We start from the raw sequence: 12,198 nt of genomic DNA, 5'->3' as shown, positions 1-12,198 counted from the left end.
CCGGGACGCATGACCGTCACTCTCTCCGACGAGGCGATGCGACTCATCGCGCTGTTCGAGGACGAGACCGGCGCGACGGCCCGGGACTGCGTCGTCGACGAGGAGTACGACCGGCTGGTCTTCCTCGTCGCCGCCGGCGAGATGGGCGAGGCCATCGGCCCGGGCGGCCAGCACGTCCAGCAGGTCGAGGAGCAGCTCGACCGCGAGATCAAGCTCGTCGAGGACGCGCCGACCGCGGAGGACTTCGTCGCCAGCGCCCTCTCGCCCGCGGCGGTGTACAACGTCACCATCAGCGAGAACGACGACCGCGTCGCCTACGCCGAGGTGGCCGACGAGGACCGGGGCGCCGCCATCGGCAAGGGCGGGCGCAACATCGACGCCGCCCGCGAACTCGCCGCCCGCCACTTCGACGTCGACGAGATCGAGTTGACGTAGGGCGGCGCTTTCCGACTTCCGGCGTCAGACTTCTCCGGCCCGTTACCTGGCGACAGTAGCGTCATCCGCCCCGCAGAGTCGCGTCCGCCCGGACGGCGTCGGCCGGCCGTCGGCTCTCGGCGTTCGCCCCGTCGTCGGTGGCGTTGCCGAGCCGGAGCGTCCAGACTGCGAAGTACTCGAGCTGACCGTCGAACCGGAGGTCCCGACTGCCGATCTGGTCGCCGATGACGCGGCGCTGAGAGCGGTCGGTCCGCCACTGCGAGATCAGCAGCCAGACCTGTTCGCCCCGTGCGCGCCGTTCCGCGACGACCTCCCCGAGGGTGTCCGCCTCGCTCGCCTGAACGGCGGTGGCCGACTCCTCGCCGGCGACGTGGACGGCGGGGTAGAACCGCTCGGGCACGTCGCCGCCGACGACGACGATGTGGGGGTCGTCGCCGTGGCGCTCGACGCCCTCGACCGCGCCCTCCCACTGGGGGTTCTGGGGCGAGCCCTGGAGCACGGCGACCGAGGCGGCCATCGCCAGCAGGAGCAGCCCCGCGACGGCGAAGCGGCCGGCGCCGATGTTCGTCCACCGGAGCCCGGAGATCCCGCGGGCGACGAGGAGGAACAGCCCGATCGACGCCGCGGCGGTGTACTTCGCCCGGTAGATCGGTTCGACCGTCAGCGAGATGGCGAACGGGACCACGACCGGGACGACGAAGACGACCAGCAGGAACGTCGCCCGCCGCGACGGGAGCAGGCGGTCGAGCCGCCCCGCGGGGTCCTCGGGGTCGGCGTCGCTGACCAGCGCCCAGCCGCCGAGCGCGACCGATGCGGCGACGAACCCGATCGCCCACGAGTCCCACAGCCAGCCGTACTCGAAGTAGCGGGCGACGGTGTCGACGAGCAGGCCCGGCTCGGGGACCGGGATCCAGGTTGGCGAGGCGCTGTCGAACGGCGGGTAGCCGAGCAGTCGCATCCCGAGCACCGCCAGGAACGGCCCCAGCAGCAGGGCCGTCACGGTCTGGAGGCCGGCCCAGTATCGGAGGGGTTCGGTCGCCAGCGAGCGCTCGGACCGGAGGACGTGGACCAGCAGATAGCAGTTCTGGGCGAGGATCAGGAACAGGCCGAAGACGTGCGTGTAGCCGAGCAGCACCGTCGCGGCGGCGTAGCCGGCGAGTGTCCGGCGCGAGCGGTCGCCGTCGAACACGAGCCGGACGTACCAGTACAGCGAGGCGACCGCCAGCGCGGTGTACAGCGAGTACATCCGCGTGTCCTGCGAGAAGTAGAGGTGCATCCCCGACAGCGCCAGCATCGCCGCCGCGATGGTGGCGGTCTCGCGGTCGTAGAGGCGTCGCCCGAGCGCGAACAGCAGGGCGACGGCCGCGACGCCGAAGACGAGCGACATCGAGCGGGTCGCGACCTTGCTCCCGCCGAAGACAGCGGTCCACCCGCGGAGCAGGAGGTAGTACAGCGGCGGATGCGGGTCCTCGAGGGGCAGTTCCGTCAGTATCGCCAGGGTCGGGCGCTCGGTCGCGTACGTGATCGAGTACACCTCGTCCATCCAGAGGCTCTCGGCCGTCAGCGCGCGGACGCGGACTACCAGCGCGACGACGAGAACCGCGCCCAAGAGCCCGGCCGACTCCAGGTCGTCCACTCGCTCGGTCACGTCGCCGGGGAGCGCCGACCGCATCGGATCCGTCACACCCATGAGACGGCGGTATTGTTACACAATCACAAATATTGTTTGGTCTACTATTGCGTCCGTGGGGTGATCGACGGTCACTCGACCGGTCGAGGTAGTAGTCGTCGGGGCAGCGTCGGCACCACCGGCGGAAACCGGAGCAGGTGGAACCGGGACAGACGGGCCACGTGGGACCCTCACAGGCCACGCGCCGAAAGAGGACGCTTAAGTACCTCCGTCGGGTATCCACGGCCACTATGGCGAACGGCAAATACGCCGCCCGCAAACTGAAGAAGGACCGCCAACAGCATCGGTGGTCCGACTCCGACTACGCGCGCCGCGAGCGGGGCCTCGGACAGAAGTCCGACCCGCTGGAGGGCGCGCCGCAGGGACGGGGCATCGTCCTGGAGAAGGTCGGTATCGAAGCGAAACAGCCCAACTCCGCGATCCGGAAATGCGTCCGGGTCCAGCTCATCAAGAACGGGAAGCAGGTCACCGCGTTCTGTCCCGGTGACGGCGCCATCTCGTTCATCGACGAGCACGACGAGGTCACCATCGCCGGCATCGGCGGCGCGAAGGGCCGCGCGATGGGCGACCTCTCGGGTGTCAACTACAAGGTCGAGAAGGTCAACGGCGTCTCGATGATCGAACTCGTTCGCGGCAACGCGGAGAAACCGGTCCGATAACCATGAGTGCTGACGACGAAGCGCCCGAGCCGGACGCCCCGGCCGGGACAGACGACGAGGACGCGCCCGCCAAGCTCTTCGGCGAGTGGGAGGTCACCGACATCGACTACACCGACCCCTCGACCGAGCGCTACATCACCGTCACGCCCATCGCCCACACGATGGGTCGCCACGCCGGCAAGCAGTTCCAGAAGTCGGAGATCAGCGTCGTCGAGCGGCTGATCAACCGGCTCATGCAGACCGAGGAGAACACCGGCGACAAGCAGAAGGTCATGCGCATCACGCGCGACGCCTTCGACATCATCCACGAGCGCACCGACGAGAACCCCGTTCAGGTCCTCGTCTCCGCCGTGGAGAACGCCGCCCCGCGCGAGGAGACCGTCCGCCTGAAGTACGGTGGGATCTCCGTGCCGAAGGCCGTCGACGTCGCGCCCCAGCGCCGCGTCGACCAGGCCCTGAAGTTCATCGCCGAGGGCGTCTACAACGACTCGTTCAAGACGCCGACCGACGCCGAGGAGGCGCTGGCCAACCAGCTCGCCTCGGCCGCCAACGACGACGTCTCCGCCTACGCCGTCAACCAGAAAGAGGAGAAGGAGCGCGTCGCCGCCGCCGCCCGGTAATCTCTCTCCGCTTTTCCGTCTTCGCTCGTCCGTGAGTCGCGACCGTGTTCACGCGTCCGACCGTTCGACCGTCGTCGCGAACTGCTCGTTTCCGAGATCGGGAACGTGTCGGATCTCGGTGACCGCCGGGAGTTCGCCGGCGAAGACGACGTTCACCTCGTAGTGGACCCGCTGTATCAGGTCCATCACGAACTCCTCGCCGGTTCTGACGCTCCCCACGTCGACGGCGAGCCGCCGTTCGTTCGGTGCGTACGAGACTCGCCGAGCGCACGCCTCGTGGCCGGAGTCGCCGTCGAAGAAGACGCCGCTCACGGTGACGGCCGCCGCTTCGTCGTCGTACTCGACGGTCGCCTCGTCGTCGGTCGGCCACGGCCCGTCACCGACCTCGTAGTCGCGCGTGAAACTCCAGCGCCGGATCCCCGAGTCGACCATGGCCGAGAGTTGGTCGGACCCGTCCATCAATCCCCGGCCGGTGTGAGAAGCGATCGCGCACCACCGTGGGGCGGACCGAGCCGACTGACCGCGTTCGCGTCCGCAAACTCCAAGCGGCCGACGGTCCCACCGTCGGCCATGGTCCCCCTCCAGTCAGGCGGCTCCGCGGAACTGCTGACTATCCTGCTGTTCGCGACCGTGTTGTCGGTTCCTGTGGTGCTGCTCGTCGGCGTCTTCCTGAAGCGCGCTCTGCGGCGCGACCGGGAGATCGACCAGTTGCAAGAGCGCGTCGAGGAGTTGGAGTCCGAACGGGAGTGAGTCCGATCGCGACTTCACTCATCGGTGAGGGATGAAAGCCCTCGAGCCGCTCGCGGTCGCTGAGCGACATATCCGCGCTCTCCGCACCGCCCGCGCGGATAGGGGCCGCTCAGACGACTGAACTGTACGCGAGCGCGTCTCGCCCTTTCAGTCCACCGGGAGAGCAAGCTCTCCCGAGCCCGCGCGAACGCTGTCGCGCGGACACCAGGGACAGCACGGCATCGCGACCGCACCCGCCCCGCACAGTAACCGCAGACGGCCTCGAACCTCCCCAGCCGCTTGCGCTTCTCGCAGGCTGCGATGCTCATCCCTCGCACGACTACGTCGCGCGCACGAGAGCGCGCGACAGCGCGCGCCGCTGTGGTTGATCACCGGATTCGAACCCTCAAATTCCCATCTCGTTGCGGAGGAACAGGCCGGTCGATTTGAGGTAGGAGGGGCGGGTGATCCGGTCGCGCTCGTCGTCGGAGAGCTCGAAGTCGAAGATTTCGGCGTTCTGGCGGAGGTGCTCGCGCGAGGTCGTCTTGGGGACGACGGCGACGTTCTCGAAGCCGGTGGCCCAGCGGAGCGCGACCTGCACCGGCGTCTTGTCGTAGCGCTCGCCGATCTCGGCGAGGACGGGGTCGTCGATCAGGCCGCCGTGGGCGAGCGGGCTGTAGGCGGTCAACATGGTATCGGTCTTCCCGCAGTACTCCCGGAGCGCGCCGTGGGGGTAGAAGGGGTGAAAGCGGACCTGGTCGGCGAGGATCGGGACGGTGGACTTCTCGCGGGCGCGGCGGAGTCGCCAGCGGCGGAAGTTGCTGACGCCGGCGTGGGCGATCAGGCCGTCGTCGCGCAGCTCGGCCATGCCGCGGGCGGTGTCGCGAAAGGAGACCAGCGGGTTCGGCCAGTGGAGCAGGAGCAGGTCGACGTAGTCGGTGCCCAGCCGATCGAGGCTCTCCTTCGTGCTCTCGACCACGTCGTCGCGGCGGGCGTTGCCGGGCGTGACCTTCGTCGTGATCCACACGTCCTCGCGGTCCACGTCCGAATCGGTGAGGGCGCGGCCGACCTGCTCTTCGTTTTCGTACATCTGAGCGGTGTCGACGTGGCGATAGCCGAATTCGAGGGCGGCCGAGACCGTCTCGTAACACTCCTCGCCGGTGAGTTGCCACGTCCCGAGGCCGACGGCGGGGACCTCGACGCCCTGGACGGTGACGTGTTCCATGAGCCGACTGCGGACGGGCGGGAAGTAAATCCCCGCCCTGCGGTGGTCGAAACCGGTCTGTCCCGCGAACCGGACCGACCCGGAGTGCCGTAAACCAGTGTCTATTTACTGGTTGACGGAGCACGGAGGCATATGGCAGAGGAGTACGAGTCGGTCGAGCTGGTGGCAGACGACACGGTGCGGAACCTGGCGGGGGCGGCGGTGCTGGCGGCGCTGACGGCGGCGCTCGCGCAGCTGTCGATCCCGATCCCGAGCGTCGGTGTGCCGTTCTCGCTACAGCCGTTCGGTCCCTTCTTCGCCGGACTCCTGCTCGGGCCGCTGTGGGGCGGGTTCGCGATGGCGCTGTACCTGGTCGCGGGTGCGGCCGGTGCGCCGGTGTTCTCCAACGGCGCCGCCGGCATCGGCTACTTCGGCGGGCGAACCGGGGGATTCCTCGTCGGGTTCGCGCTGTCGGCGGTCGTCGTCGGCGCGGTCGCCCACCGCGGGGTCGAGCCGCGGGCGGTGGCCGACCTCTCAGTCCCGGTCGAACTCACCGCGGTGGCCGCCGGGCTGGTCGTCGTCTACGCTGTCGGCCTCCCGTGGATGGCCGAGGTTCTGGACATCTCTCTGGGCGCGGCGGCCGGGATAATGGCGCCGTTCGCCGTGCCGGACGTGGTGAAGGTGTTCGTCACCGTCGCCGTCGTCGAGAGCGGCGTCGTCGCCCTCCGGGAATGATCGAGACCGAGGGGCTCGTCCACCGCTACGGCGATGTCGCGGCCGTCGACGGCGTCTCGCTGTCCATCGACGACGGCGAGGCCGTCGCGGTCGTCGGCGCCAACGGCAGCGGCAAGACCACGCTTGTCAGACACTTCGACGCGCTGCTGGAGCCCGACGAGGGGCGCGTCCGCGTCGACGGCCGGGACGTGACCGACGAGCCGGTGTACGCCCGGACGCGCGTGGGGATGGTGTTCCAGAACCCCCGCGACCAGTTCGTCGCCGGGACGGTCGGCGCCGACGTGGCCTTCGGCCCGGAGAACCTCGGACTCGACCGGACGGAGATCGACCGCCGCGTCGAGGAGGCGCTCGACGCGGTCGACATGGCCGGTCGCGGCGACGAACGGATCGACCGCCTCTCCGGGGGCGAACAGGCCAGGGTCGCCATCGCGGGCGCGCTGGCGATGGAGCCCGACCACCTCGTGCTGGACGAGCCGCTGGTCGGGCTCGACCGGAGCGCCCGCGAGTCCGTCCTCGACCGCCTCGACGCGCTGGTCGCCGAGGGAACGGGGCTCGTCGTCGTCACCCACGACCTGCGCGACGTGGTCGGGCTGGTCGACCGCGTGGTCGGGATGGCCGACGGGCGGGTGGCGCTGGACGAACCGACCCCCGCGGCGCTCGACCGACTGGACGAGGTCGGGGTCCGCGACCCGCGATGCTGACCTACGAACCGGGCGACTCGCTCGCCCACGGGCTCGACCCGCGGGGGAAACTCGCCGTCCAGTTCGGCCTCGCGGTCGCCGTGTTCGGCGACCCGACGGTGCGCGGGTTCGCGGTCGGCGGCGCGGTCGCGCTCGGGGCGCTCGCGGCCGGCCGGCTCTCCCCGCTCCGGGTGGTTCGCGCCTACTGGCCGGTCTTCCTGTTCCTCTCGGTGGGACCGGTCGTCGGCGGCGCGGCGCTGGGCGAGCCGTGGTTCCGGGTCGGGCCGGCGGTCGAGTCGCTGCGGTCGGTCGCCCGGGTCGTCCCGGTCGTGTTCGTCAGCGCCGTCTACGTGCGGACGACGCCCGTCCGCGAGACGCGGGCGGCCATCCAGCTGACGGTCCCGGGGAAGATCGGTCGGCTGTTCGGCGTCGGCGTCGGGCTGGTCTTCCGGTTCTTCCCGGTGGTCCTGCGGGACCTGCGAGCGACGCGGCGGGCGGTGCGTGCGCGGGCGGGCGAGCGCCGGCCGCTCCGCGACCGGGTCGAGCGAATCCTGACCAGGAGTCTCCAGCGGTCGTTCCTGCGCGCCGACCGGCTGACGCTCGCGCTCCGGGCGCGCTGTTTCGCCTGGAACCCGACGCTCCCCCCGCTGGCGTTCCGGCGACGCGACTACCTCGCGACCGCGCTCGGCGTCGCGCTCGCGGCCTGGCCGCTGGTCGCCCGCCTTCCCGGAAGATTCATTCCGGTCGCGTAATAGGAACCGGGTATGAACCCCGACTCGACCGAGCGCGACGCGGCGACCCCTCCCCGTTCGCGGCGCGGCTTTCTCGCCCTGACCGCCGCCGGCGTCGCCGGCCTGGCGGGCTGTTCGACCGAGACCGCGACGCCGACCGACGGGTCGAGCGACGGCGGCGGACCGGACGGTGGCGACGGATCCGACGGCGACGCGGGCGACGGCTCGGACGCGGCCACGCCGGAGTCGGTCGTCGGCCGCCCCCTCGAGGAGTGGTCGGGCTACGACACCGAGTGGGAGGCACCGACGAGCTCGCCGCTGGAGGCGACGCTCGGTACCGAGGTCCTCGTCGAGAACCTGGAGGTCCCCTGGGACATCGCCTTCGCCCCCGACGGCGACATGTTCGTCACCGAGCGCGTCGGCCGCGTGCTTCGATTCGACGGGGAGAACGTCAGCACCGTCGCCGAACCGACCGAGGCCATCGACGCCGGCTCCATCGAGCCGGGGTCGGACAAGCGCCCGTGGTGGGTCAAGGGCGGCGAGGGCGGTACCCTCGGGGTCGCCGTCCACCCGACGTTCCCGGACCCCGCGCGCATCTTCGTCTACTACACCTACACGAACGGCGAGGGGACGAAGTACAACAAGGTGGCCGCCTTCGACGTCGAGTCGGAGAACCCCGGCGAGCCCGCCGGGACGGTCGTCGACGAGATCCCGGCGGACAACTACCACAACGGCGGGCGGATCACCTTCGGCCCGCGCAACTACCTCTGGGTCACCTGCGGGGACGGCGGCCAGCGCGGGGCCGTTCAGGACACGAGCACCCTCGCGGGGAAGATCCTCCGCGTGACGCCTTCGGGCGACCCCGCGCCGGACAACCCGGATCTGGGCGACGGCGCCGACCCCAGAGTGTTCACCTACGGCCACCGCAACCCGCAGGGGCTCGTCTGGCTCCCCGACGGCACGCCCGTCGCCTCGGAGCACGGTCCCACGGGTCGCGACGAGATCAACCGGCTGGAGGCCGGCGCGAACTACGGCTGGGCCGAGAAGGGCGAGGCGGTCCGCGAGCGCGAACAGTATCTCGACAGCGACGTCCACCCGCCGCTTTTCAACACCGGCGGACAGAGCTTCGCGCCGACGGGGTCGCTGTTCTACACCGGCGACGAGGTGCCCGCGCTCCGCAACCGGATGATCACGGGCGGACTCGTCAGCCAGCAGCTGATCGTCACGACGCTGACGCCCGAAGGCGGCACGCTCCCGCCCGCGGAGGACGCCTACGCGCAGGTCACCGACGACTGGGCGGACCAGGCCTACACCGCGACGGTTCACACGACGATGGAGAACGAACTCGGCCGCATCCGCCACGTCGAGCAGTCGCCCGACGGGGACATCTACGTCATCACCTCGAATCGCGACGGCCGCGCGAAAGGCGAGTTCCCCCGCGAGCGCGACGACGTGCTCGTCCGGCTGACCCAGGAGTAGAATACGCGGTCGGTCCGCTCCGGTCCCCGGTCAGTCCGCGGCCCGCTCGCCGCCGGTCGCGTAGGCGCGGGTCACGTCCACCAGCGCCTTCCGGTACTCGCTGCTATCGGGGTCGCGGGCCAGGTTCCGGAACCGCCGGGTGAACGCCGCCACGTCGATCTCGGGGGCGTCCTGAGCCGCCGCGTGCGCCAGGTCGTAGATCCGGTGGTCCTCGTCCACGAGGTCGTGGCGCTCAACCAGCCCCAGCGCGAAGGCGGCGTTGACCGCGGTGATGTCGGGGTCGGCCGCCGGGGTCAGTCGGTCCCACGCGGGCGGGTCGCGCGGGCGGTCCGCGACGGCCGCGGCGAGGCTGGATTCGAGGAAGGGGACGAGTTTGTCCGCCGGGGCGACCTCCAGCCACACGTCGTCGGCGTAGATGTCCTTCATGTGGTTGGCGATCTGATAGCAGTGGGTGAGTTTCCGGCGCTCGACCGACCGGCCGGCCAGCGCGAGGAAGATGACCTCCTCCATCGACTGGGTGTGGGAGGGGTGGTCCCGTTCGTAGTGGTGCATGTGGGCGAACTCGTGGAGCGCGAGCTCGCGCGCCATCGCCGACGTGGCCGCCTGCTGCGAGATGACGAACAGGTGCCCCTCGTCGTCGTGGCTCACCCGTGTCCGCTCGTCGGGGTCCTCGCGTATCTCGACGGTGACCGGTCGCTTCAGCGTCCGTTCCGTCTCGAAGAGGTCGCGCGCCCCGAGGATCGGGCCGTCCGGACCGGGGCCGCGCACTCGCACGTCCATACGCTCCGAGTCAAGGTTTACGCGAGTATTACTCTTGCGGGGGATTGGCACGATCTCGCGACCGTTCCGCCGGTGAACGACATCCGTCCGCGTGCTTCGAGTTGTCGCACGCGAATGGAAACAGCACCCTTTTGACGCCCCCATTGATAGAAGGCCGTATAATGGGCCGACGTAAGAAAATCGTACAGGAATGCGAGACACTGATGGACAAGCCGGAGCAGATCCGGAACATCGCCATCGCAGCGCACGTCGACCACGGGAAGACCACGCTGACGGACAACCTGCTCGCCGGCGCGGGCATGATCTCCGACGAGACCGCGGGCGAGCAGCTCGCGATGGACACCGAGGAGGACGAGCAGGAGCGCGGCATCACCATCGACGCCGCGAACGTCTCGATGACCCACGAGTACGAGGACACGAACCACCTCATCAACCTCATCGACACGCCGGGCCACGTCGACTTCGGCGGCGACGTGACCCGCGCGATGCGCGCCGTCGACGGCGCGCTCGTGGTCGTCGACGCCGTCGAGGGCGCGATGCCCCAGACCGAGACGGTCCTGCGCCAGGCGCTGCGCGAGGGCGTCAAGCCGACCCTGTTCATCAACAAGGTCGACCGCCTGATCTCCGAGCTCCAGGAGGGGCCCGAGGAGATGCAGGAGCGACTTCTCGCCGTGATCCGCGACGTGAACGAGCTCATCCGCGGCATGACCGAGGAGATGGAGGACATCGACGAGGACTGGACCGTCGGCGTCGAGGAAGGTACCGTCGGCTTCGGCTCCGCGCTGTACAAGTGGGGCGTCTCGATGCCCTCGATGCAGCGGACGGGCATGGACTTCGGCGAGATCATGGAGCTCGAGCGCGCCGACAAGCGCCAGGAGCTCCACGACCGGACGCCGCTGTCCGACGTGGTGCTCGACATGGTCTGTGAGCACTTCCCGAACCCCATCGACGCCCAGCCCCGTCGTATCCCGCGCATCTGGCGCGGCGACGCCGACTCCGAGGTCGCCGAGACGATGCAGCTGGTCGACGAGGACGGCGAGGTCGTCCTGATGGTCACCGACATCGGGATCGACCCCCACGCCGGCGAAATCGCCGCCGGCCGCGTCTTCTCGGGCACCATCGAGAAGGGCCAGGAGCTGTACGTCTCCGGGACCGCCGGGAAGAACCGCATCCAGTCGGTCGGCATCTACATGGGCGGCGAGCGCCAGGAGGTCGACCGCGTCCCCGCCGGGAACATCGCCGCGGTCACCGGCCTCCGCGACGCCATCGCCGGCTCGACGGTCTCCTCGATCGAGATGACCCCCTTCGAGTCCATCGAGCACATCTCGGAGCCGGTCATCACGAAGTCCGTCGAGGCACAGAACATGGACGACCTGCCGAAGCTCATCGAGACGCTCCAGCAGGTCGCCAAGGAGGACCCGACCATCCAGATCGAGATCAACGAGGACACCGGCGAGCACCTCATCTCCGGCCAGGGTGAGCTCCACCTCGAAGTGATCGGCCAGCGCATCGAGCGCAACCAGGGCATCCCGATCAACACCGGCGAACCGATCGTCGTCTTCCGCGAGGCGCCCCAGGGCGACTCCCGCGAGGTCGAGGGTATCTCGCCGAACCGTCACAACCGCTTCTACATCACCGTGACGCCCCTCGACGAGGACATCGTCGAGGCCATCCAGCACGGCGAGGCCTCCATGGACATGCCCGAGCTGGAACGCCGCGAGGCGCTCCAGGATGCCGGCATGGACAAGGACACCTCCCAGAACGTCGAGCACATCCACAACACCAACATCATCATCGACGACACGAAGGGTATCCAGCACCTCAACGAGACGATGGAGCTGGTCCTCGAAGGGATGGAGGAGGCGCTCAACGACGGCCCGCTCGCCGCCGAGCCGGTCCAGGGTTCGCTCATCCGCCTCCACGACGCGCGGCTCCACGAGGACGCCATCCACCGCGGCCCGGCCCAGGTCATCCCGGCCACCCGCCAGGCCATCCACAACGCCCTCATCGACGCCGAGGTGCGCCTGCTGGAGCCGATCCAGGAGGTCCGCATCGACGTGCCCAACGACCACATGGGCGCCGCCTCGGGCGAGATTCAGGGTCGTCGTGGCCGCGTCGACGACATGTACCAGGAAGGCGATCTGATGGTCGTCGAGGGCGTCGCGCCCGTCGACGAGATGATCGGCTTCTCGAGCGACATCCGGAGCGCGACCGAGGGTCGCGCCTCCTGGAACACCGAGAACGCCGGCTTCCAGGTCATGGCCGACAACCTCCAGCGCGAGACCATCATGGAGATCCGAGAGCGCAAGGGCATGAAGCAGGAGCTCCACGAAGCGATCGACTACTTCTAAACCATCTTTTTCGCGGAGGGGTGGGCAAACCGCGCCCACCCCTCCGCCAAAAACATGGGTGAAAAAGCCGCCTTCGCGGGGCTTCGCCCCGCTTCGGCGGTCGAA

The 12,198-nt window shown here is 69.5% G+C and carries 13 protein-coding genes; 9 read left to right on the top strand and 4 right to left on the bottom strand.

Features of this window, described 5'->3' with window-relative positions; all coding sequences use genetic code 11:
• The first annotated feature begins 9 nt into the window (after positions 1–9).
• The gene (locus tag HZS54_RS14980; protein ID WP_179917914.1) at positions 10–435 is read left to right on the top strand and encodes a NusA-like transcription termination signal-binding factor; all 426 of its coding nucleotides are present in this window, start codon (positions 10–12) and stop codon (positions 433–435) included.
• Between the two features lie 61 nt (positions 436–496).
• On the opposite strand, the gene HZS54_RS14975 is transcribed toward HZS54_RS14980, so the two are convergent.
• Positions 497–2,125 carry a glycosyltransferase family 39 protein gene (locus tag HZS54_RS14975; RefSeq protein WP_179917913.1) on the bottom strand — a complete coding sequence of 543 codons (1,629 nt, stop codon included), beginning with the start codon at positions 2,123–2,125 and terminating at the stop codon, positions 497–499.
• A gap of 230 nt (positions 2,126–2,355) precedes the next feature.
• Between HZS54_RS14975 and HZS54_RS14970 the strand changes: the two genes are divergently transcribed.
• Together HZS54_RS14970 and HZS54_RS14965 are read left to right on the top strand one after the other, a co-directional pair.
• Complete coding sequence (locus HZS54_RS14970) at positions 2,356–2,784, top strand: 30S ribosomal protein S12 (RefSeq protein WP_006885266.1); 429 nt, start codon at positions 2,356–2,358, stop codon at positions 2,782–2,784.
• 2 nt (positions 2,785–2,786) lie between these two features.
• A complete protein-coding gene (locus tag HZS54_RS14965) occupies positions 2,787–3,404 on the top strand; it encodes a 30S ribosomal protein S7 (protein ID WP_179917912.1) in 618 nt (205 codons plus the stop codon).
• 48 nt (positions 3,405–3,452) lie between these two features.
• Here HZS54_RS14965 and HZS54_RS14960 read toward each other — a convergent pair whose 3' ends face one another.
• Positions 3,453–3,863 (bottom strand): hypothetical protein, encoded by a 411-nt coding sequence (locus HZS54_RS14960; RefSeq protein WP_179917911.1) that lies wholly within the window; start codon positions 3,861–3,863, stop codon positions 3,453–3,455.
• 111 nt (positions 3,864–3,974) lie between these two features.
• Between HZS54_RS14960 and HZS54_RS14955 the strand changes: the two genes are divergently transcribed.
• Complete coding sequence (locus HZS54_RS14955) at positions 3,975–4,154, top strand: hypothetical protein (RefSeq protein WP_179917910.1); 180 nt, start codon at positions 3,975–3,977, stop codon at positions 4,152–4,154.
• 385 nt (positions 4,155–4,539) lie between these two features.
• Here the strand turns inward: HZS54_RS14955 and HZS54_RS14950 are convergent, their stop codons facing one another.
• A complete protein-coding gene (locus tag HZS54_RS14950; protein ID WP_179917909.1) occupies positions 4,540–5,358 on the bottom strand; it encodes an aldo/keto reductase in 819 nt (272 codons plus the stop codon).
• A 132-nt stretch (positions 5,359–5,490) separates the two neighbouring features.
• Here HZS54_RS14950 and HZS54_RS14945 point away from each other — a divergent pair, with 132 nt between their 5' ends.
• From HZS54_RS14945 to HZS54_RS14930, 4 genes are read left to right on the top strand one after another with little or no spacing between them, the layout of a single operon-like run.
• Entirely contained in the window at positions 5,491–6,072 is a 582-nt protein-coding gene (locus tag HZS54_RS14945) for a biotin transporter BioY (protein WP_179917908.1), read from the top strand.
• A complete protein-coding gene (locus HZS54_RS14940; protein WP_179917907.1) occupies positions 6,069–6,773 on the top strand; it encodes an energy-coupling factor ABC transporter ATP-binding protein in 705 nt (234 codons plus the stop codon). The genes HZS54_RS14945 and HZS54_RS14940 overlap by 4 nt, the downstream gene beginning before the upstream one ends.
• Positions 6,767–7,504 carry an energy-coupling factor transporter transmembrane component T family protein gene (locus HZS54_RS14935; RefSeq protein ID WP_179917906.1) on the top strand — a complete coding sequence of 246 codons (738 nt, stop codon included), beginning with the start codon at positions 6,767–6,769 and terminating at the stop codon, positions 7,502–7,504. Before HZS54_RS14940 ends, HZS54_RS14935 begins: the two co-directional genes overlap by 7 nt.
• A 12-nt stretch (positions 7,505–7,516) precedes the next feature.
• Positions 7,517–8,962, top strand: a complete 1,446-nt coding sequence (locus HZS54_RS14930) for a PQQ-dependent sugar dehydrogenase (RefSeq protein ID WP_179917905.1) — start codon at positions 7,517–7,519, stop codon at positions 8,960–8,962.
• 30 nt (positions 8,963–8,992) lie between these two features.
• Here HZS54_RS14930 and HZS54_RS14925 read toward each other — a convergent pair whose 3' ends face one another.
• Positions 8,993–9,742 (bottom strand): DUF5781 family protein, encoded by a 750-nt coding sequence (locus HZS54_RS14925; protein WP_179917904.1) that lies wholly within the window; start codon positions 9,740–9,742, stop codon positions 8,993–8,995.
• Positions 9,743–9,903: 161 nt separating this feature from the next.
• On the opposite strand from HZS54_RS14925, the gene HZS54_RS14920 reads away from it, so the two are divergent.
• Positions 9,904–12,093 (top strand): elongation factor EF-2, encoded by a 2,190-nt coding sequence (locus HZS54_RS14920; RefSeq protein WP_179917903.1) that lies wholly within the window; start codon positions 9,904–9,906, stop codon positions 12,091–12,093.
• Positions 12,094–12,198 lie beyond the last annotated feature (105 nt).

The sequence above is a fragment of the Halosimplex pelagicum genome (genome assembly GCF_013415905.1).
In the GTDB taxonomy this organism is placed as follows: Archaea; Halobacteriota; Halobacteria; order Halobacteriales; family Haloarculaceae; genus Halosimplex; species Halosimplex pelagicum.
The sequence above is the reverse complement of the archived record's forward strand: the minus strand, read 5'-3'. Positions and strand labels throughout refer to the sequence as shown.

What these genes read in the sequence shown, in the direction of transcription:
- HZS54_RS14935 (WP_179917906.1), top strand. Translation starts at nt 6,767, where the DNA reads ATGCTGACCTACGAACCGGGCGACTCGCTCGCCCACGGGCTCGACCCG.
- HZS54_RS14970 (WP_006885266.1), top strand. Translation starts at nt 2,356, where the DNA reads ATGGCGAACGGCAAATACGCCGCCCGCAAACTGAAGAAGGACCGCCAA.
- HZS54_RS14960 (WP_179917911.1), bottom strand. Translation starts at nt 3,863, where the DNA reads ATGGACGGGTCCGACCAACTCTCGGCCATGGTCGACTCGGGGATCCGG.
- HZS54_RS14945 (WP_179917908.1), top strand. Translation starts at nt 5,491, where the DNA reads ATGGCAGAGGAGTACGAGTCGGTCGAGCTGGTGGCAGACGACACGGTG.
- HZS54_RS14930 (WP_179917905.1), top strand. Translation starts at nt 7,517, where the DNA reads ATGAACCCCGACTCGACCGAGCGCGACGCGGCGACCCCTCCCCGTTCG.
- HZS54_RS14955 (WP_179917910.1), top strand. Translation starts at nt 3,975, where the DNA reads ATGGTCCCCCTCCAGTCAGGCGGCTCCGCGGAACTGCTGACTATCCTG.
- HZS54_RS14940 (WP_179917907.1), top strand. Translation starts at nt 6,069, where the DNA reads ATGATCGAGACCGAGGGGCTCGTCCACCGCTACGGCGATGTCGCGGCC.
- HZS54_RS14975 (WP_179917913.1), bottom strand. Translation starts at nt 2,125, where the DNA reads ATGGGTGTGACGGATCCGATGCGGTCGGCGCTCCCCGGCGACGTGACC.
- HZS54_RS14950 (WP_179917909.1), bottom strand. Translation starts at nt 5,358, where the DNA reads ATGGAACACGTCACCGTCCAGGGCGTCGAGGTCCCCGCCGTCGGCCTC.
- HZS54_RS14965 (WP_179917912.1), top strand. Translation starts at nt 2,787, where the DNA reads ATGAGTGCTGACGACGAAGCGCCCGAGCCGGACGCCCCGGCCGGGACA.
- HZS54_RS14920 (WP_179917903.1), top strand. Translation starts at nt 9,904, where the DNA reads ATGGGCCGACGTAAGAAAATCGTACAGGAATGCGAGACACTGATGGAC.
- HZS54_RS14980 (WP_179917914.1), top strand. Translation starts at nt 10, where the DNA reads ATGACCGTCACTCTCTCCGACGAGGCGATGCGACTCATCGCGCTGTTC.
- HZS54_RS14925 (WP_179917904.1), bottom strand. Translation starts at nt 9,742, where the DNA reads ATGGACGTGCGAGTGCGCGGCCCCGGTCCGGACGGCCCGATCCTCGGG.